Below are 19,571 nucleotides of genomic sequence, written 5' to 3'. Positions count from 1 at the left end.
TCGTTATTGGCTGCCGTCCCGGGCAGCTCGTTTGGCCAGGCGTGTCAGCACCCTCGAGGCGGCAACGAAGCCGAAGCCGCCGGTCACGAAGGTGGCGGCGCCCACGCCGGAAGCGCAGTCGAGCCGGGTCGATTCGCCGCTGCCGGGCTTTTGCAGGCAGACCTCGCCATCCGCCCCCGGGTAGACCAGTTGTTCGTCAGAATAGACGCACTCCACGGAGAAGCGACGCTTGGGATTGCGCGAGAAGCCGTAGTCCCGGCGCAGACGAGCCCGCACCTTGGCCAGCAGCGGGTCGTGCTCGGTACGCGCGAGGTCGGCCACCTTGATGCGCGTGGGGTCGGTCTGGCCGCCGGCGGCACCGGCGACGACGATGGGCAGCTTGCGCCGCCGGCACCAGTTTATCAGTGCCGCCTTGGCGACCACGCTGTCGATGGCGTCGACCACGTAGTCGGCGTCTTCGGGAATACGCTGCGCCAGGTTGGTCGGCGTGACGAAGGCGGTATCGGCGACGAGCTCGATGCCGGGCTGGATCGCCCGGCAGCGTTCGGCCAGCACGTCCACCTTGGGCCGGCCGATGGTGCCGTCGAGAGCCGGCAACTGGCGATTGACGTTGGAGACGCAGACGTCGTCGAGGTCGATCAGGGTGAGCCGACCGATGCCCGAACGCGCCAAGGCCTCCACCGCCCAGCTGCCGACGCCCCCGACGCCGACCACCACCACATGGGCGGTGCGGAAGCGCTCGAGTGCGCGAGCGCCGTAGAGGCGCCGGATGCCGCCGAAGCGAAAGTCATAGTCATCCTGGGCTGGCGGCGCGACATCGTGCGGACTGGGTGGGGCGGTCATGAGGCGTATCGAACTCCGGCTCAGGGTGTCAGGTGGCGACAGGCCGTGGGGCGTCGAGGTATCGGGCGCTATCGACCGGCAGATGGCCAGCCCAGCCGAGATGCTGGAACAGCGCCGTCATCGGGGTGTCCAGGGCGCAGCTCAGTGCCAGCCGATGCCCGCTGACGGGATGCTCGAAGTCCATGCCGACGGCAGCCAGCAGCAGCCGTGGGCAGCCCAGATGTTCGGCGAAGAAGCGGTTATGGTTGCCCTTGCCGTGCTTGGCGTCGCCGATGATGGGGTAGCCACGCCGCGAGAGGTGGCGGCGAATCTGGTGGCGTCGACCGGTCATGGGCAGGACTTCCATCAGCGAATAGCGGCTGGTGGGGTAGCGATCCACCTGGATCGGCAGTTCGACGCTGTCGAGCCGGCGGATCTCGGTGATGGCTTCCTGCGCGGGCATCTCCGCCTTGGGACGGCTGCCGTCCTCCTCGCGCAGGGCATAGTCGAGCCGCTCGCGCTCCGGGCCGATACCGCGCACCACGGCCAGGTAGCGCTTGGCGACCCGGCGCTCGGCGAAGGCGTCACCCAGCCTGGTCGCGGTGGACGGCTCCAGGGCGAAGACCATCACGCCCGAGGTGGGACGGTCGAGACGGTGAGCCGGATACACGCGCTGGCCCAACTGATCGCGCAACCGCTGCAGCAGGAACTCGCTCGCGCCACCGGCCAGCTTGGAGCGGTGCACGAGGAGTCCTGCCGGCTTGTGTACCGCCACCAGATGTTCATCCCGATGAAGGATGGTCAGGTGCTGCGTCATGGCGACCCGTCGATTGCTTGTCAGGGGCGCCATTGTCGCCCCCTCCTTGGCTCTTGTCACCTGCGCGCCGCCACGGTCGCTCACTCGCTGTCCTGACAGTTGCCGCGCAGTTGGATCGCGTCGGCAATGCGCTCGATGCCCTGGCGATAGGCGGCCTTGCGGTAGGAAATCTCCTCCCGCTCGGCACGTTCGAGCACGAGCCGGCTCTGGTACTCCAGGCGTTCGGCCAGGCGCGCATTGACTTCCTCTTCGGCCCAGCGCTCCCCGCTGCGGTTCTGCACCCACTCGTAGTAGCTGACGATCACGCCCCCGGTATTGGCCAGCACGTCGGGGAGCACGGGCACGCGGCGCGCCTCGAGCTGCTCGTCGGCGTAGCTGGTGACCGGTCCGTTGGCAATCTCGAGCACGGCACCGGCTTGCACCTGATCGACATTGTGTTCATGGACCTGATTCTCGAGTGCCGCCAGCACCAGGATATCGACCTCCAGGCTCAACAGCTCGTCACGCTCGAGCTTCTCCACGTTTTCCGCGATGCAGACCGAGTCGTCGCAGTAGACCATCTCGTGCAGGCGCTGATGCTGGGTCTTCTGCTCCATGATGGGATCGGGGGCAAGGCCATCGCGGCTGTAGATGGCGCCCTGGGAGTCGGATACCGCGACGATGCGATAGCCGCGCTCATGCGCCAGGCGGGCAAAGTGATAGGCGGCATTGCCGAAGCCCTGGATGGCCAGGGTGGTCTCTTCGGGCTTGCGGCCCTCGCGGGAGGCCCACAGGTCGAGCACATGCAGCGCGCCACGCCCCGTGGCCGCCACGCGGCCCAATGAACCGCCCAGTGCCGGCGGCTTGCCGGTGATGGCGGCGGGCACCTTGCCGCGGGCCAGGTGATCGAATTCATCGGCCATCCAGCCCATGACCATGGGGTTGGTGTTCACGTCCGGGGCGGGAATGTCACGGTCGGGCCCCATGATGTCGGCGATGGCGCGGACATAACCGCGCGACAGACGCTCCAGCTCCAGCTTCGATAGCCGCTTGGGATCGACCTTGACGCCGCCCTTTCCGCCGCCGTAGGGGAGGTCGACCACGGCGCACTTCACCGCCATCCAGAAGCTGAGCGTGGTCACCTCTTCCTGGCTGACGTCGGGGTGAAAGCGAATGCCGCCCTTGGCCGGCCCCAGCGTGTTGTTGTATTGCACGCGCCAGCCAGGGAAGACCCTGAGGCTGCCGTCATCCATGCGGACGGGTACGCTGACCTGCATCGCCAGGTTGGGTTGCTTGAGGCGCTCTCTGGCATCGCCGTGGACGTGGATGGCCTCGAAGACCTCCTCCAGGCGTGAGCGGGCATCGTCGAACAGGTTGGCATGATCCTTTTGCCCTGGCATCGGCTTCCTCCTGATGGGCGGGTTCCTCGTTTGCCTGGTTCAGGGTAGTCCCCGGGGAGAGAACGATCCATGCAGGCGGGACAAGCGACCGGCCAGTCGTCGACCACGCATCGAGTGCATGCCAGTGAGACGAGTGTGTCGGCTATGTCACGACTCTGTCACGAATATGTCGCATCGTTGCCCTTTCCATGGGAACCGAGGGGGCGTGCCATGGCCTGCCGAGAGGCACAGGAGCTCAGGGCAATCACCGAAGGTGAACGGCTCACACCTTGCTTTCAGCCCATCGTCGATGTGGGCCGGCAGCGGGTGCATGGCTACGAAGCACTGATTCGCGGGCCGGAGGGCACGTGGCTGCAATCCCCGCTGACGCTGTTCGATGTGGCGATGCGCACGGGACTGTTGGTCGATCTCGACCTGATGTGTCGGCGTCTGGCGATTGCCGCCTTCGCTAGGCTCGGTCTGCCGGGGCGGCTGTTTCTCAACGTCATGCCGTCCACCATCGTCGATCGCGACTTTCGCGAGGGGCTGACTCTTGGCTACCTGCATGAACAGGGCCTGGCCCCCAACCGGGTAGTGATCGAGCTGACCGAGCACGTGCCGATCCAGGACTATGCGCTGATGCGGCAGGCGGTGGCGCATTACCGGGACATGGGCTTTCAGGTGGCGCTGGACGATCTGGGGGCCGGTCATTCCAGTCTGCGGCACTGGGCCGAGCTGCGCCCGGACTTCGTCAAGCTCGACCGTCATTTCATCGCCGGCATCGACCGCGAACCGGGCAAGCGGGAATTTCTGCGCTCGATTCTCGATGTGGCGCGCAGCCTGGGGTGCCAGCTGATCGCCGAAGGTGTCGAGACCATCGAGGAGTACCGCTGCCTGTGGGAACTCGACCGAAGCCTTTCGCTGCTGCAGGGTTACTACTTTGCGCGCCCCAGCCTCAACCCGCCGCGCGAGATCGAGACGTTCCTTCGCATCGGTGCCCCATTGCGCCAGGAAAAGGTGCGTAGTGCCCGTGTCATCCTCAAGCCCCTGATGCCCATCACGCCACAGTGGGCGGTGCTTGACCTGGCGGACCACTTTCGTGCCGATCCCGAGCTGCGCTGCGTGGCGGTGGTCGAGGCGGGGCGTCCGTTGGGTGTGATCCGGCGCAATGCGTTCCTGACCCTGTTCACCAACCCCTATAGCCATGCCCTGTTCGCCAAACGCCAGGTGAGGGAACTGATCGACCCGCGGGTACCGATCGCCCTGGACGAGACACCGCTGAGCGCGCTCAGCCAGCAACTCACCGACAGTCGCGATATGCCACAGGAGGACTTCGTGATCGTCGATGCCCAGGGGGACTACCTCGGCATGGGCAACATCGTCGACCTGCTGCGCGAGATCACCGCCATTCAGGTGCGTCAGGCACGGCATGCCAATCCCTTGACCGGGCTGCCGGGCAATCTGTTGATCAACGAGACGTTAAGCGAGTGGCTGGAAGCCGGGGTGGCCTTTACCGCGGTCTACTGCGACCTGGACAACTTCAAGGCCTACAACGACGCCTACGGCTATGCGCGCGGCGATCGGGTGATCACGGCACTGGCACAGTTGCTCGATCAGCAGGCCGGCCAGAACGATTTCCTGGGACATGTCGGCGGCGACGATTTCATGCTGCTGCTCGCCGGGGAGCGCTGGGAGCGCCGTTGCCACGCGATACTCGAGGCGTTCGGTGACATGGCGCCCGGTTTCTATGATGCCGAAGATCGGCGGGGAGGGGGCGTGTGGGTCAAGAGCCGCCAGGGACGGCTCACCCACTACCCCTTTGTCAGTCTATCGCTGGCGGCTCGCCCGGTGGGGGACGGGCGTGGCCACGATCCCCTCACCATCGCCGCGGAACTCTCCGAGCTCAAGCAGCAGGCCAAGCGACAGGCCGGCAATAGCCTGTTCGTCGAGCGCCGCCAGCATGCCCATGGCTAGTGGCCGGCCAGCGAGACTGGCTCACCTCACTCGCGATACAGCTGAAGGGTATAGTTGCCGCTCTCGCTACTGCCGTAGGCGCGGGCGGTGGCACGGTAGCTGCCCGGCTCCAGATGACTGCTGATACGTGAATTCAGCCCACCGGCACCGTCATCGTCGCGCAGATACTGCCCATTACCGTCGAGCTCGAGGTAGGCATCGAATTCGTCCGAGAGCAGATCGAGGCGATAGCGGCCGGCTTCCTCGACCACGACCTCATAGTAGTCGCGAGCACCCGGATCGAGTCGCGCGCGTACCGGGCTGTCGACCTCCAGCTGTCCGTTGCTGGGCAGCTCGTCCAGCGGAATACTGCTGGCGCGCAGCTCGAACAGCCCGCTGCCGTTACCCGCATGGCTGCGAGCGGTCAGTCGGTAGCTGCCGGCCTCGAGGGGAGAGTAGAGGCGGGCGTTGAGCTCATCGCCGCCATCGTCGTCACTGACGAAGACATTGTCGCCCTGCAGTTCGAGGTAGGCATCGAAGTCGGACGAAAGCATGTCGATGGTCACCGCTGCCGGTGACTCGAGGGTGAACTCGTAGCTCAGGGCCTCGCCGCTGAACCAACCCTGCAGCGGCTCGTCGAACGTCAGTTCGCCGCTGTTGCGCAGTGCTGCGCCATCGGCCTGGGCATGCGGCGCGAGTTCCAGGGTGTAGAGTCCGCCGTCGTGGTCGTAGGCGGCGCGCGCGGTCAGGCGGTAATCGCCCGGCTCGAGGAAGTCGGCGATGCGTGCGTCAAGGTTGCCGGCGCTGTCGTCGTCCTCACGGCGGTAGCCATTGGGGCCTTCCAGCACCAGGTAGGCATCCACGTCACTGGAGCGCATCTCGATCTGGTACAGGCCGCTCTCATCGATCGTCACGTCGAAGGTATCGCCGTCACCCTGCAGCCAGCCGTCGGCATGCGAAGGCATCTCGAGCGTATCGCTGGTGGTGAGCTCCATCTCCCGGCTGGTCACGGTGAAAGGACCATAGCTGTGCTTATCGTAGCCGCTGACTACCAGCATGTAGTCGCCGCTCTGGTCGATACGGCGACGCAACGAGGCGGCTGCGGAAGGATCGTAGTAGGCCGGATCGGCACTCGATGCGAGCAGGTTCTCCTCGCCGTCATAGAGCGAGAGAGTGCCCTGCAGCGGGCCGTCGAGCTCGATCTCGATCAGTGCTCCTTCCTCCAGCGAGAGGGTGAAGCGCTGGAAGCGGCTGCCATCCTTGCCATTGAGCTCGCTGGTCGAGGTGATCTCACCCCGCTGGCGCTCGCCCACTGTCAGGGCAGGCGACGCGGCGGTTTCGGCAGCCGCTTCTTCGATGATCGGCGTCGTGGTCGGGACCAGGTCGGGCAGCTGCCAGCCGGCAACCAGGCCGACGGCAGCGCCGCCCAGGGCGGCGAGAGTGACGGTAGAGGCGCGATTGGCCATGAAATCATCCTTGTTCGATGGCAGGCATCGGTGGGTGAAGAGCCCTGGAACGGGCATTACATTGGGTAACCATTATATGCTCATCGTTACGTTGAAGGAAATGTGCCGAATCGGCGCTTGCACTACGGGCTCTCGGCGCCACACTGACTACCTATCACCCCACAGAGGAGTTAGTTCATGTCTTCGCGCGTGCTGATCACGGGGGCCAATCGCGGCATCGGTCTGGCGCTGGCCCGGCACTACCATGCACAAGGCTGGCTGGTGGTCGGCGTCTGTCGCACCGGGTCGCCCGAACTCGGCGAAATCGCCGAGCAGGTGATCGAAGGAGTCGACGTGACCCGCGCCGAGGATGTCGCGAGGCTCGCCGAGGCCGTGCGCGGGCAACGACTGGAGCTGCTGATCAACAATGCCGGCCTGCTTCACGACGAGTCGCTGGGCTCGCTCGACTTCGCTGCCATCCAGCGACAGATGGAAGTCAATGCCTACGGCCCGCTGCGAGTGACCGAGGCACTGCTCGACAACCTGGGCCCCGGCAGCAAGGTGGCCAACGTCACCAGCCGCATGGGCTCGATTGCCGACAACGACTCGGGAGGGCGCTATGGCTACCGGGCCTCGAAGGCGGCGCTGAATGCCTTCGGCAAGTCGCTGGCCATCGACCTCAAGCCCAAGGGCATCGCCGTCGCTCTGCTCCATCCGGGCTACGTGCAGACCCGCATGGTCAATTTTGGTGGCTTGATTCCCCCCGAAGAGGCCGCCGCCGGCATCGCGACGCGCATCGCGGAACTGACGCTCGAGACCAGCGGCGGATTTTGGCACAGCAATGGCGAGGCGCTGCCCTGGTAGCATCATCCGGCCAGATAGAGACTGGTCAGGGCGAACCCATAGCCGATCGCGGCGCCGGCGGCGACGTCGCTGATGTAATGCAGCCCCAGGCCGACCCGTGAGAGTGCGATGAGTACCGCCAGCGGAATCAGCAGGGGCAGCAGCCACGGGGCATGGGCGGCGGTCATCACGCAGAACATCACCGCATGCATGGTGTGCCCGCTGGGAAAGCTGTAGCGGTCCCGGGCCGGCTCGCCGCACTGGATGACATTGACGAAGGTGATGAAGGGACGCTCGCGGCACAGCCGGGTCTTGATCAATCGATAGACGAGGATGGCGACGAGCCCCGTTGCCGCATACTGCACCAGAAAGTGCCAGCCGGCCTCGGGCTGAAGCAGTGGCTGGGCGGCGATCAGCAGTACCCATGCCGGCCAGTCGCCCACGCGACTGGCCAGGCGCAGGGTGGTCAGCCACGGGGAGCAGAGGCTCAGGCTGGCGAAACGCTGGCATAGCCGCCACTCCAGCAGGTCGAGACGGTCAAATACCGCAAGGGTGCGTGGTCGCATGGCTCACCTCCCGGGCTTGCTCGAGTACGGTCAGAAAGGTATCGGCGATGACCGACCAGCGGCAGGCCTGGCTGCGCAGTTGGGCGGCGCGGCCGAGCTGCGCATAGCGGGCCGGCTGCTGGCACAACGCCACGGCGGCTTCGCGAAACGCCTCGGCATCGCCGGCGGGCACGGTCACGCCGTTGACGCCGCTGTCGATCAGCTCGGCGGCGGCGGCATGGCGGTAGGCCACCACGGCCAAACCGCTGGCCATGGCCTCGGGGACCACGTTGCCCCATGTCTCCGAGAGCGAGGGAAACAGGAACAGGTCGGCGCTGGCATAGTGACGGGCCAGGGCCTCCGGCGAGATGAAACCGGTGAAGCGCACGTCCGGCAGGGCTTTCTCCAGCGATCGGCGCGCCGGCCCGTCGCCGACGATCACCTGGGCCATGTCGGGACGCGCGCTGCGCATGGCATGCAGGGTCTCGCGCAGCAGCCCGAGATTCTTCTCTGCCGCCAGACGACCGACATACAGCGCCACCGGGCAGTGTTCGTCGACGTTCCAGCTGCGACGCAGTTCGGCACAGCGCAGTGCGGGGGAGAGCCGCTGATGATCGATGCCGCGACCCATTACCGCGAGGCCATGAAAGCCCTGTCGCGAAAGATCGTTCGCCTGCTGGCGCGTGGGGACCAGGGTTGCCTGGCAGGCGTTGTGAAAGTGGCGCAGTCCCCGCATCAGGGTCGGGGCCAGCCAGGGCAGGCCATAGTCACCGCAATAGTGGTCGAAGTTAGTGTGCCAGCCAGCCACCAGGGGAATGCCCATGCGCCGGGCCACGCGCCGTGCCGACCAGCCTAGCGGCCCCTGGGTGGCCAGATAGACCACGTCGGGGCGCTGCTTGTGCCACATTCTCCGAATACGCCGTGCCGCGGGCATGCCGATGCGCACGGCTCGATAGCCGGGTATCGCCATGCCCGCCACCCTCAGTTCAGCCTGCATGCCCGGCGTTCGGCGCGGCGCGTTGGCATCGGCCGGGTGGGGGCGGATGAGCTGCAGCGACATGCCTCGTGCCAGCAACTCCTGGCTCAGCTGCGCCAAGGTATGGGCGACGCCGTTGATCTCGGGCGTCCAGGTCTCGCTGACTAGACAGATTCGCATGGCATCCTCGCTGCCTGGGAGCTTGTGAGCGAGCATGCCAGCCGGGGATGACGGCTCTGCGACAGGACAGTGATGAAAGGATGACGAGGCCCGCTGTCGTGGCACTACAGCGCGCTCCACCTTGGTCGCCTCGCACGATCGGCGAGAATTGGCGAAGCTGGGGGCCTAAGCTGCCCGGAGTCCGCCATGAAGCATTCGCCCGCCTATCGTCTCGCTGCCACCATCCTGCACGGTTTCGACGAGTATCGTACTCGCTTCAAGGAGATCACCGCCGATGCCAGCCGGCGCTTTCGCGATGCCGCCTGGCGCGAAGCCCAGCAAGCCTCCGCCGAGCGCATCAACCTCTACGAGGAGAAGGTCGGCGAAACCCTGGGCCGGCTCAAGCGCGCCCTGGACGAGGACGATCTGACCCACTGCGAGTGCTGGCGTGAAGCCCGCAACCACTATGCCGAGTTGATCAGCGAGCGGCTCGACTACGAACTGGCCGAAACCTACTTCAACTCCTTGTTCTGCTCGATCTTCCATCACCGCCACATCCGCAACGATTGGATGTTCGTCTACAGTTCGCGGGATGGGGCAGCCCACCACTCGGGCCTCGAGCCGTGTCGGAGCCGGCGGGTCGGGGGCGACTGGGAGGAGGCGATCCGCTGGGCGCTGGCCGAGGCGCCGTTCGAGACTCCCTTCGAGGACCTGACGCGGGACGTGCGCCTGGGCGGCGAGTTCCTGCGTGGCCACCTGCCGCCGACGCTCCTTGGCGCTCCGGACGCCGAGATCGAATTGCTGAAGAGCGTGTTCTACCGCAACAAGGGCGCCTACCTGGTGGGGCGCATCCGTGGCGATGGCGAGCAGGTGCCGCTGGTGCTGCCGATCCTGCACGAGCAGGGTGAGGGGCTGCATCTGGACACCGTGCTGATCGAGTCGGACGAGGTGTCGATCATCTTCTCCTTCACCCGCGCCTACTTCCAGGTCGAGGTCCAGGTGCCGGGCGAGTTCGTCGATTACCTCCAGCAGCTCATGCCCGACAAGCCGGAGGGGGAGCTCTACTCGGCGATCGGCTTCTTCAAGCACGGCAAGACCGAATTCTTCCGTGCGCTCAATCGCCAGGTGGCCAAGCGCGAGGACAAGTTCATCATCGCCCCCGGCGTACGCGGCATGGTCATGGCGGTGTTCGTGCTGCCTTCGTTTCGCACCGTGTTCAAGATCATCAAGGACCGCTTCGATCCCTCCAAGGAGATGAGCCACGAAACGGTGCGCGAGAAGTATCGGCTGGTAAAGCGCCACGACCGGGTCGGGCGCATGGCCGACACCCAGGAGTTCTCCAACTTCATCGCGCGTCAGGATCACTTCGCGCCCGAGTGCCTCGAGCATCTGCTGGAGGTGGCACCCTCCACCGTGTACCTCAGGGGCGACAAGGTCATCATCAAGCACTGCTACACCGAGCGCATGATGACCCCGCTCAACCTTTACCTGGAGCAGATCGGCGAGGAGGAGACCCGCGCCGTACTCAAGGACTACGGCAACGCCATCAAGCAGATGGCCGCGGCCAACATCTTCCCCGGCGACATGCTGTTGAAGAACTTCGGCGTGACCCGGCACGGCCGGGTGATCTTCTACGACTACGACGAGGTGTGTTACCTCACCGAGTGCAACTTCCGGCACATTCCCGAACCGATGTACCCGGAGCAGGAGCTGTCCGGCGAACCTTGGTACTCGGTAGGGCCCAATGATATTTTTCCCGAGGAATTCGGCCCGTTCCTGTTCGCCGATCTCAAGCTGCGCAAGCTCTTCAACCAGCTGCATCCGGAACTTTTCGACGCCGACTACTGGAAGGGACTGCAGCAGGCGATCGTCGATGGGCGCGTGATCGACGTCTATCCCTATCGTAACAAGCAGCGCTTCAGCGCCAGCGAAGAGAACGGTCTGGTCTATTGACGCCGCGACAAGAGGGCAGTGATGGCAAACGACAGTCGCCCCCATCTGGTGGTCTTCAGCGGCTCGGGCATCAGTGCCGAGAGCGGGATCCAGACCTTTCGTGCCAGTGACGGGCTGTGGGCCGAGCATCGCATCGAGGAAGTCGCCACGCCCGAGGCTTGGCGGCGCGACCCCGCTCGCGTACTGAACTTCTACAACCTGCGCCGCGCGCAGGTTCGCCGGGCGCGGCCCAATGCCGCCCACCGAGCACTGGCGGCACTGGAGCGGCAGGGTTTTCGGGTCAGCATCATTACCCAGAACATCGACGACCTTCACGAGCGCGCCGGCTCGCGCAACGTGCTGCACCTGCATGGCGAAATCCTCAAGGCGCGCTCCACGGTGGACGCCCGTATGCAGTACCCGCTTCCGCGCGGCGGCATCGAATTGGGCGACATCTGCGACAAGGGCAGCCAGTTGCGCCCCGACGTGGTGTGGTTCGGCGAGGCAGTACCGCATTTTTCGGACGCCTGCGAGATCGTCGCCGAAGCCGACCTGCTGCTGGTGGTGGGCACCTCGCTGGCCGTCATGCCGGCCGCCTCACTGCTCGAATGCACGCCGCTGGAGACGCCCAGTGTGCTGGTCGATCCCGAGGCCGAGTCGCTGGCGCCACCGGGCGTGACCCGCATCAGCCAGTCTGCTGGCAAGGGAGTGCCGGCATTGGTTCGCCACTGGCGGCGCGAGGGGCGGCTGTGGGTGCCGGAAATCCTGCTTGGGTAAGCGTCAGGATGCTAGAATGCCGTCCCCGCCGCTCCCTGGATACGCAATGATGCTGGATGAGACTTACCGGGCCGATCTTGGCGACCGCGAGCCTGTCACCGGGCTTTCGCATGACCCCGCAACCGGGCTTTCTCATGACCCCGTAACCGGTCATCCACGCCCGCCGCGGCGCGAATTCAAGGCACGCGGCAGTTTTACCGAGCGCTGCCCTGGCTGCAACCTGCCGGTATTGAACTGCCTATGCCCCTACCGGGCCAGCGCCGAGAGCAAGGCGCGGGTGTGGCTGATCACCCATCCGCTGGAGCATCTCAAGCCGACCAATACCGGGCGCCTGATCCGTGATGTGCTGCCGGATACCGAGGTCTTTACCTGGTACCGGACGGCCCCCGATGAAAGGCTGCTGGCACTGCTCGATGACCCGCACTTCGCCCCCTTCGTGATCTTCCCCGACGACCAGCCCGACTATGCCGACCGGGTCGTGGGCATGGACGCCGTCGAGGTCGCCAAGCATCAGGGCAAGGTGCCGGTCTTCATCCTGCTCGACGGCACCTGGCGCCAGGCGCGGCGGATCTTCCGCAAGAGCCCCTACCTCGACCGGCTGCCGGTGCTGCCGCTGGCCACCACGCGCCTGACCCGCTACCGGCTGCGCAAGCCGGCGTCCCAGTCCCACCTGTGCACCGCCGAGGTGGCCGCCGAGCTGCTGCGCCAGAGCGGCGACGGCGAGGCGGCTCATTTGCTGGACGACTATTTCGACGCCTTCAATGTCAGCTATGCCGCCAGCCGCCGCTACGAGAAGATCGAGCAGCCGACGCCGGCGATGCGTCGGTTGCTGGCATACCGTGGTGAGTGAGAGAGCTCAGCCGGCTTCCTGGGTTCGCACGCAGGCTCGTCCCGCCTGCTTGGCCAGGTACATGGCCTGATCGGCGCGTCGCACCAGGGTGCGGCAGCTGTCGCCGGGTTGGCTGGTGGCGACGCCGAAGCTGGCGGTGACCTGCCCTACGGGATCGATCCGGCGCTGCGCCAGGGCGCGGCACATACGCCATGCCAGTTCACGCGCCCGAGACAGCTCGCAGCACGGAATGACGACGATGAACTCCTCACCGCCCCAGCGCCCCAGGTGGTCGGAGTCGCGCAGATGTGACTGGGCCTGCCGGGCGACCTGAGACAGCACTCGGTCGCCCGTCTCATGGCCATGGGTATCGTTGATCGGCTTGAAATGGTCGATGTCGAACAGCAGCACTGCCAAGGGGGCATCCGTGCGGCTGGCCAGCGCCAGTTCGGTTTCGAGCACCCGCTCGATGCGGTGTCGATTCGCCAGTTGGGTCAGCGGGTCGGTATAGGCGAGCCGCTGGAGGCGACTGTTGCGCTCAGACAGGAGGCGGTATCGTTGTTGCGTCTGCTGCGTCTCGTCAAGCAGCGTCCGACGCAGCGCCGCCGTCTGGACGAGCTGCAGCAACAGATGCCTCAGGGGTGGGGCAAGAGAGCGCGGTCGGCGATCCCAGCACACGGCGTATCTTCGTTCCGGGCGGGCTGCCTGCAGGTCAAGCATGAGCGCCGCGCGGGCCTGACGGTCGGCCAGCCAGCGGTGTAGCATCGGCGCAGGCAGATGCAACGGGCAATCGGAGAGATCGGCATTGATGCCCGGTGTCGCGAGGAGTTCGACCGGTACCGCCCGGCTATCGACCAGCCACAGTGGCGGGTAGTCACTGTGGCTCAGCTCGCCGGGGAGATGTTCGGTCGCCGGCCCCGCCCGTTTCGGCTGGGACAAGGTGCAGAACTCGAAGCCGGTCAGAGCATGCAAGGCCTGCTGGAGTCGCGCGTCCAGCTCTCCTGTGCTGTCGGCTTGGGCAAGGCGTGTGCCCCAGGCATAGCCGAGCCCCGGCAGGTCATGTGCCGTTCCCTCCAGGGGCTCGGCAGCGAGTATGATGAGTCGCCCTGTGGCATGAAGGGAGAGATGGAGCCGCTGCAAGGCGCCACTTGCGGGCCTGGCAGGCAGCGAGATGCCGGGCGACCCCAAGGCCAGCGCCCTCTCCAGAGCAACGGTGGCGCCGCCCCCCACGACTCGTTCTAGCGGGCAGCCGAGTGCCTCGGTCGATGCGAGGCCGAAGAAGCGCGGCAGGTTGGTGCTGGCGAGGCACACTCTTCGCCAGTCGCTGTCGAAACCAATGAGGCAGCCATGAGGCTGTATGGCACCGTGGGTGGCGTTCGCCGCTGACGGGCAGACGCTCGCATCGAGTTCCCTTTCAAGCGAGTCCGGCATGGAGCCTTTCCTGTTGTGTCGCCGGCAGCGAGGGTGGCTGCCGCCCTGAACACGTGACGCGTCAGCCGGGAAGGCTGGCACGGCACACGCGGATCATGTCATGACGGGAGTAAACCATTGGTTGTCACATTAGATCAACCGCGGTTTAACCGCTAGTCCGGTGTGCGCGGCACATTCCCACGATGAACGAGAAAATTGCCTTCGCCGAGCGGCTGGCCGCCGCCATGCGCGCTGCCGGCTACGAACCGCGCCCTGCCATACTGGAGCGGGAATTCAACCTGCGTTATTGGGGTAAACCCGTCACGCTGCAGGGCGTACGGCGCTGGCTGTGTGGGGAGACCCTGCCGCAGCAGGAGAAACTGCAGGTATTGGCCGAGTGGCTCGGGATCGAGCCCCAAGTGCTGCGCTTCGGTGAGGGCGGCGGCTATCGGATCAGCGAGCCGCGTGGTGCCTGGGATGCCTCGGTCAGCGCCGAAGAGCGCCTTGTGCTGCAGCGCTACCTGGCCCTGCCGGTGGCACAGCGCAAGGTGGTGGCCCAGGTCATCGAGGCCTTCTCCCAGGCCCACCCTCCTGCGCCTGAGCCAACAGCCAAGCTCCGCGACGACTGAAGAGCGGGCGGAATGCACCATCATGAGTCGGACACCGAGTAGAAGGCTTAAAGTCCGACCCGTAGCCCCGCTTGGCTCTAGCTCCCCTCACTCCTTGCGTTCGTTTGCCACACTTGTGGTGGACACCCCTTCAGGCGGAGAAACTCGCGGTTGAAGTTCGACTTGGTATTGAAGCCACTGTCGAGCATCGCTGCGGTGACGCTCTCTCCCGCTCTGAGCCGCGCGCAGGCATGCTCAATCCGGTACGCATTGACATAGCGCGATACGTTCTCGCCGGTCATTCGGTTGATCGCACTGGATAGTCGTTTGGCGGGGACTCCCAGCTTGCGGGCCAGCTTGTTCAAGGTCAGATTGGAGTCGAGAAAGAGAGCCTGCGAGGTGATCAGCGTTTCGAGTTTCTCCATCAGCACCCGATCTTGGCCAGGTTCTGCCATGGGCGCCGGCATCCTCTCTTCTGCGTCTGGCACCCTCATCAGGCTATGCGACAAGCTGAGGGTGCCGAGCGCCAGCAGAGCAAGTGAGGAAAACATGGTAATGATCCAGGGTTGTAAGTGCCCCTGGCCCAACACTTGGTCAAGTACGATCAGACCATCGCTAATCGCAGAAACAATCAGTGCCAGAGCGATAACCCGCCAGATCAAGCCGGGACGGTTACCGGTTTCGAGCCGAGGCAGTGGGAGGTCGCCGGCTACCCTTCCCAGCACGATTAGTACGGCTGTGCCATAGCTGACGAAGACGGCAGGAATGACGATATCGAGCGCCTGCGGGACGAAGACCGTGCAGAAAGCGATGAAGGCCGGCGTAAGCAGGTGCGGCAAGTCACGGACCGGATCGTAGGTGCGAATGGCGGTGGTCTGGAAGGTGATCCAGGCCAGTGGCGGGATCAGGGTTGCCGTTACCGGCTGGACCTTGGCGAAAGGTGCAAGTCCGTAATGCTGGTTGAGCGAGATGACGGCGCCTTGCATGGCACAGGCGAGGATCAGCCAGGCGAACGGCCAAGGCCGTTCTTCACGGATCATGGCCCTGACGAACAGAAAGCCGAGTATTACGGCGACGACCAGTGGGATAGGTAGAGCAGGCATGAGTCAAGCTTCGCAGATATATAAAGCCCTTATATGGACCTGGAACCGGTTGTGCGCGACCTGAAACGGGATTTAGGTCGTTACAGCACGGCGGATGGCGGACGCTGTATCGGAATCCCCAGCATAAAAGGATATCGTGATGAAAGCTCTCTGCTGTGTCGTTGTGTTGTGTGCATATTCCCTTTCTGCCTTGGCCGAACCGATAGCGGGATATGATCGGCTGGATATTGCTGCCAGCCATCGCTCTCATCTCGTCGAAGGCTCGCTATGGTATCCGGCTGGTACCACCACTTATCGCAGCGTGATCGGCAGTGGGCCGATTTTCCAGGGGGAGTCGGCCTATGTTGGTGCAGCGATCGCCGAGGGTCGCCATCCACTCATCCTGCTTTCCCATGGCTCCGGCGGCAACATGGATAGCCTGGCATGGTTATCGTCGGCCTTGGCACGGCAGGGCATCATGGTGCTGGCCGTCAACCACCCGGGCAGTACCACCGGAGATAGTTCACCACGTCGCTCGATTCGCCTCTGGGAGCGGGCTCACGATCTTTCGGCAGCCCTCGACCAACTCTTGGACGATCCCCTATTCGCCCCCTACGTGGATACTTCCCGTATCACCGCGCTGGGGTTCTCCCTGGGTGGTGCTACGGCCTTGAACCTGGCAGGTCTACGGGTCGACTGGTCCGCCTTCGGCAACTACTGCGAGCGGGGACGGGGGGATGAAGTCGATTGCCAGTTCTTTGCCAAAGGAGGAATCGTACCCGGCACACTGCCTGACGGTATCGAGCAGGATGCTCTCGACCCACGAGTGATGCAGGCCATCGCCGTTGACCCTGGGTTCGCTTATGCCTATACCGATACCAGCATAGCGGCATTGCAGCACCCTACACTACTCATCAGCCTGGGTGCCGCTGCGTCGCGTTGGTCGGCCGTGGAACTCGGCCCTCAGGGGAGCGCACTGGCAACACGGCTGCCTAACGCCACCCATGTGGAGATTGCCCCGGCTAACCACTTCACCTTTTTGGCCGAATGTACCGAAGAGGGGGAGGCCTGGCTTGCCGAGGAGGGAGATGATCCTATTTGTAGTGACCCGGAGGGCGCCGACCGTCGTCAGGTACATCAAGAGGCTATCGCGACGATTACACGTTTCTTGGGGCCGTGAACGCGGGATGCGCCGTGCGAGTCAGCCACCGAGTAGCGCCCCGGCGATACGGAAGCCGGCGATCCAGGTCCCGGCGGCGGAGCCCAGGGTGGCGAACAGGAATACCAGCAGCGTGCGTGAGACCCGGTTGCGCCACCACCCCTTGAGCTCGGTGACGTCATGGCGCAGCAGTGAAAAGTCGCGCACCTTGGGTTTGCGCAGCCACAGTTCGACCCCGGCGGCGACGAAGCCGGCGCCGATGGTGGGATTGAGCGAGGTCAGCGGTGCCGCCACCATGGTTGCCAGCACCGTCACGGGGTGGGCCAGGGCCGCCAGCGTGGCGATTCCCGAGAGCACGCCGTTGATCAGGAACCACTCGACGACCAGCTGCCAGCCGAGATCGGTATTGCGCGAGAAACCGATGATGAAGCCGGTCAGCACCAGTGCCGTGATCAGCCAGGGCAGGGCGCGCCAGAGCTTTGACGGCGGCGGGGTGGCCTCCAGCGTTTGCCGTTCCCTTTCCGGCTCGGCGGGAAGCGGGGCGTCGAAGTGCTCGACCATGCCCTTCATGTGGCCGGCGCCGATGACGACCAGCACGTTGCGGTAGCGGCCGGGTGGCGCCTGTTCCGCCAGGCGCAGCACCATGTAGCGGTCGCGCTCGGCAATCAGCGGGGTATACAGCGTCTCCGATTCGGCGGCGAACTCGCTGAAGGTCGACTCCAGCACGTCGCCCTCCTTCAATCGCTCGATCTCCTCGGGCTTGATCTCCTGGCGCGACATCACGCTGCCGAGCAGGCCGGTGAACAGCGACATGCGCTGCCACCACGGCACGTTTGCATAGATGCGCTTGAGCGTGATGCCCACGTCGCGATCGATCAGCAGCAACGGCAGCTCGTGGTCTCGTGCTTCCTCCAGGGCGGCACGCATCTCGGCCCCCGGCTCGATGCCGGACTGCTCGGCGACCCGCTGCTGGAAGGCGCCCAGCGCCAGGTTGGCCGCCACCATGCCGGCCTTGCCTCGGCGGAAGATCTCGAACAGATCCTGCTGGGCGAGGGCGTCCGGATTGCTGAGGTTGTGGTGGCGCGCATCGCACAGCTCGATGGCCACGGCGTCGAAGTCGCCGGAACGGATCAGCCGACGCACGTCCTCGGCGCTCTCGGCGGAGACATGCGCGGTACCCAGCAGGGTATAGCGGGTGCCGCCCACTTCGACGATGCGATGGGGGCCGCTGAAGGCACCTTCCTGGAGCGGGTCGGTCACGGATTCCTGGGAGTCGGTCATGAACCCTCGGGTTCGCAAGAAGTGAAGATCCGATTATCCACTAAGCCAGCTGGCGGGCCAAACCCGAAGCGTCTCTCTATGCTCTAGCGTAGCTTGCACTACTTGCGCCAGAAGGCAGGCGTAAACAGCACCAGCACGGTAAAGATCTCGAGACGGCCGAGCAGCATCGCCACCACCAGAATCCACTTGGCGAGCTGGGGGAGCTCGCCATAGTTCTCGGAAGCCTCGCCGAGGGCGGGTCCCAGGTTGTTGAGCGATGACGCCACCGTCGACCAGGCGGTGACCTGATCGACCCCGGTGGCCATGACGCCCACCAGCATCAGGAAGAACAGCATCAGATAGACCGAGAAGAAACCCCATACCGCCTGGGCGATGCCGTCGGGCACGCTCACCTTGCCGACCTTCACCGCGATTACCGCACTGGGGTGAATCAGGCGCATCACTTCGCGCATACCTTGCTTGAGAATCAGGATGATGCGAATCACCTTCATGCCGCCCCCGGTGGAGCCGGAACAGCCGCCGACGAAGGCCGCCATGAACAGCAGGAAGGGCAGGGCGCCTGGCCAGGCCGAGAAGTCATCCACGCCGAAACCGGCAGTGGTGGCGATGGAAATTGCTTCGAACAGCCCGTGCCGCAGCCCGCGTTCGGTGTCATGGGTTCCGGTCAGCCATAGCGAGACGACGACGATGACGGCGAGTAGGGAGAGGAAAATCAGCAGGAATCGGGCCTCGGGGTCTTGCAGATAGTGCCGCAGCTGGCGACCGCGCCAGGCCAGGAAGTGCAGGCTGAAGCTCATCGCCGAGATGACCAGGAAGAACATGCAGATCAGCTCGATCAGGGCACTGTCGAAGTGCCCGATGCTGGCATCGTAGGTGGAGAAGCCGCCGATGGCCACGGTGGAGAAGCTATGGCCCAAGGCATCGAACCAGGACATGCCGGCGGCCATGTAGGCCAGGAAGCAGGTCAGCGTCAGCGCAGCATAGATGTACCACAGTGCCTTGGCCGTTTCGGTGATGCGCGGGGTCAGCTTGGAGTCCTTCAACGGCCCGGGAATCTCGGTACGGTAGAGAGCCATGCCGCCGACGCCCAGTGTCGGCAGGATCGCCACCGCCAGTACCACGATCCCCATGCCGCCGAGCCACTGCAGCTGCTGGCGGTAGTAGAGCACCGACTCGGGCAGGAACTCGATGCCGGTGATCACGGTGGCGCCGGTGGTGGTCAGCCCCGAGAATGACTCGAATACCGCATCGGTGGGGGCCAGGGCAGCGTCGCCGGTCAGCATCAGCGGCAGCGAACCGAACAGCCCGAGTACGCTCCAGAACAGCGCAGCGATCAAGAAGCCGTCGCGGATGCGCAGCTCCTTGTGGGCGTTGCGGTTGGGCAGGTAGATCACCAGGCCGGTCATCACGGTGATCAGGATGGCGATGGTGTAGGCATCCCACTGGCCGTCGCCGAACAGCAGCGAGACCAGAATCGGCGGCAGCATGGTCAGGCTGAACATCATCAGCAGCAGGCCGAGGATACGCAGAATGACTCGTAGGCTCATCGGGCGGCGCTCCCGGCGTCGCGGAGTG

General features: G+C 64.9%; 17 protein-coding genes. 7 read left to right on the top strand and 10 right to left on the bottom strand.

The window, feature by feature from the left end:
- Positions 1-3: 3 nt before the first annotated feature.
- The 3 genes from tcdA to KPL81_RS03680 form a co-directional block, all read right to left on the bottom strand.
- On the bottom strand, positions 4-843 hold the full coding sequence (gene tcdA / locus KPL81_RS03690; protein WP_219790733.1) for a tRNA cyclic N6-threonylcarbamoyladenosine(37) synthase TcdA: 840 nt from the start codon (positions 841-843) through the stop codon (positions 4-6).
- Between the two features lie 28 nt (positions 844-871).
- Positions 872-1,639, bottom strand: a complete 768-nt coding sequence (locus KPL81_RS03685; protein ID WP_219790818.1) for a pseudouridine synthase — start codon at positions 1,637-1,639, stop codon at positions 872-874.
- 80 nt (positions 1,640-1,719) lie between these two features.
- Complete coding sequence (locus KPL81_RS03680) at positions 1,720-3,018, bottom strand: Glu/Leu/Phe/Val family dehydrogenase (RefSeq protein ID WP_209474063.1); 1,299 nt, start codon at positions 3,016-3,018, stop codon at positions 1,720-1,722.
- A 210-nt stretch (positions 3,019-3,228) separates the two neighbouring features.
- Between KPL81_RS03680 and KPL81_RS03675 the strand changes: the two genes are divergently transcribed.
- Positions 3,229-4,971 (top strand): bifunctional diguanylate cyclase/phosphodiesterase, encoded by a 1,743-nt coding sequence (locus tag KPL81_RS03675; protein WP_219790732.1) that lies wholly within the window; start codon positions 3,229-3,231, stop codon positions 4,969-4,971.
- Between the two features lie 26 nt (positions 4,972-4,997).
- On the opposite strand, the gene KPL81_RS03670 is transcribed toward KPL81_RS03675, so the two are convergent.
- The gene (locus KPL81_RS03670; RefSeq protein ID WP_219790731.1) at positions 4,998-6,416 is read right to left on the bottom strand and encodes a hypothetical protein; all 1,419 of its coding nucleotides are present in this window, start codon (positions 6,414-6,416) and stop codon (positions 4,998-5,000) included.
- Between the two features lie 177 nt (positions 6,417-6,593).
- On the opposite strand from KPL81_RS03670, the gene KPL81_RS03665 reads away from it, so the two are divergent.
- The gene (locus KPL81_RS03665) at positions 6,594-7,259 is read left to right on the top strand and encodes an SDR family oxidoreductase (protein ID WP_219790730.1); all 666 of its coding nucleotides are present in this window, start codon (positions 6,594-6,596) and stop codon (positions 7,257-7,259) included.
- Positions 7,260-7,261: 2 nt separating this feature from the next.
- Here KPL81_RS03665 and KPL81_RS03660 read toward each other — a convergent pair whose 3' ends face one another.
- Positions 7,262-7,804: a phosphatase PAP2 family protein gene (locus tag KPL81_RS03660; RefSeq protein ID WP_209474056.1), complete on the bottom strand. Its 543-nt coding sequence runs from the start codon at positions 7,802-7,804 to the stop codon at positions 7,262-7,264.
- Entirely contained in the window at positions 7,776-8,939 is a 1,164-nt protein-coding gene (locus tag KPL81_RS03655; protein WP_219790729.1) for a glycosyltransferase family 4 protein, read from the bottom strand. Before KPL81_RS03655 ends, KPL81_RS03660 begins: the two co-directional genes overlap by 29 nt.
- Positions 8,940-9,125: 186 nt before the next feature.
- Here KPL81_RS03655 and aceK point away from each other — a divergent pair, with 186 nt between their 5' ends.
- Genes aceK through KPL81_RS03640 form a run of 3 tightly spaced genes read left to right on the top strand, consistent with a single transcriptional unit; the run spans position 9,126 to position 12,477 of the window.
- On the top strand, positions 9,126-10,871 hold the full coding sequence (gene aceK / locus KPL81_RS03650) for a bifunctional isocitrate dehydrogenase kinase/phosphatase (protein WP_209474053.1): 1,746 nt from the start codon (positions 9,126-9,128) through the stop codon (positions 10,869-10,871).
- Between the two features lie 21 nt (positions 10,872-10,892).
- Positions 10,893-11,627, top strand: coding sequence for an SIR2 family NAD-dependent protein deacylase (locus tag KPL81_RS03645; RefSeq protein ID WP_209474051.1), 735 nt, complete (start codon positions 10,893-10,895; stop codon positions 11,625-11,627).
- A gap of 49 nt (positions 11,628-11,676) precedes the next feature.
- Complete coding sequence (locus KPL81_RS03640; protein ID WP_219790728.1) at positions 11,677-12,477, top strand: tRNA-uridine aminocarboxypropyltransferase; 801 nt, start codon at positions 11,677-11,679, stop codon at positions 12,475-12,477.
- Between the two features lie 6 nt (positions 12,478-12,483).
- Here KPL81_RS03640 and KPL81_RS03635 read toward each other — a convergent pair whose 3' ends face one another.
- Positions 12,484-13,887, bottom strand: coding sequence for a sensor domain-containing diguanylate cyclase (locus tag KPL81_RS03635; protein ID WP_219790727.1), 1,404 nt, complete (start codon positions 13,885-13,887; stop codon positions 12,484-12,486).
- Positions 13,888-14,069: 182 nt separating this feature from the next.
- On the opposite strand from KPL81_RS03635, the gene KPL81_RS03630 reads away from it, so the two are divergent.
- Positions 14,070-14,495 (top strand): transcriptional regulator, encoded by a 426-nt coding sequence (locus KPL81_RS03630; RefSeq protein WP_219790726.1) that lies wholly within the window; start codon positions 14,070-14,072, stop codon positions 14,493-14,495.
- A gap of 77 nt (positions 14,496-14,572) precedes the next feature.
- On the opposite strand, the gene KPL81_RS03625 is transcribed toward KPL81_RS03630, so the two are convergent.
- The gene (locus KPL81_RS03625; RefSeq protein WP_219790725.1) at positions 14,573-15,577 is read right to left on the bottom strand and encodes a helix-turn-helix domain-containing protein; all 1,005 of its coding nucleotides are present in this window, start codon (positions 15,575-15,577) and stop codon (positions 14,573-14,575) included.
- Positions 15,578-15,716: 139 nt separating this feature from the next.
- Here KPL81_RS03625 and KPL81_RS03620 point away from each other — a divergent pair, with 139 nt between their 5' ends.
- On the top strand, positions 15,717-16,736 hold the full coding sequence (locus tag KPL81_RS03620; protein ID WP_219790724.1) for an alpha/beta hydrolase family protein: 1,020 nt from the start codon (positions 15,717-15,719) through the stop codon (positions 16,734-16,736).
- 21 nt (positions 16,737-16,757) lie between these two features.
- On the opposite strand, the gene KPL81_RS03615 is transcribed toward KPL81_RS03620, so the two are convergent.
- Together KPL81_RS03615 and KPL81_RS03610 are read right to left on the bottom strand one after the other, a co-directional pair.
- On the bottom strand, positions 16,758-17,996 hold the full coding sequence (locus tag KPL81_RS03615) for a TraB/GumN family protein (protein ID WP_219790723.1): 1,239 nt from the start codon (positions 17,994-17,996) through the stop codon (positions 16,758-16,760).
- 98 nt (positions 17,997-18,094) lie between these two features.
- A complete protein-coding gene (locus KPL81_RS03610; RefSeq protein WP_219790722.1) occupies positions 18,095-19,543 on the bottom strand; it encodes a TrkH family potassium uptake protein in 1,449 nt (482 codons plus the stop codon).
- Positions 19,544-19,571 lie beyond the last annotated feature (28 nt).

It is taken from the genome of Billgrantia antri, from assembly GCF_019430905.1.
Taxonomy (GTDB): Bacteria; Pseudomonadota; Gammaproteobacteria; order Pseudomonadales; family Halomonadaceae; genus Halomonas; species Halomonas antri.
The sequence above is the reverse complement of the archived record's forward strand: the minus strand, read 5'-3'. Positions and strand labels throughout refer to the sequence as shown.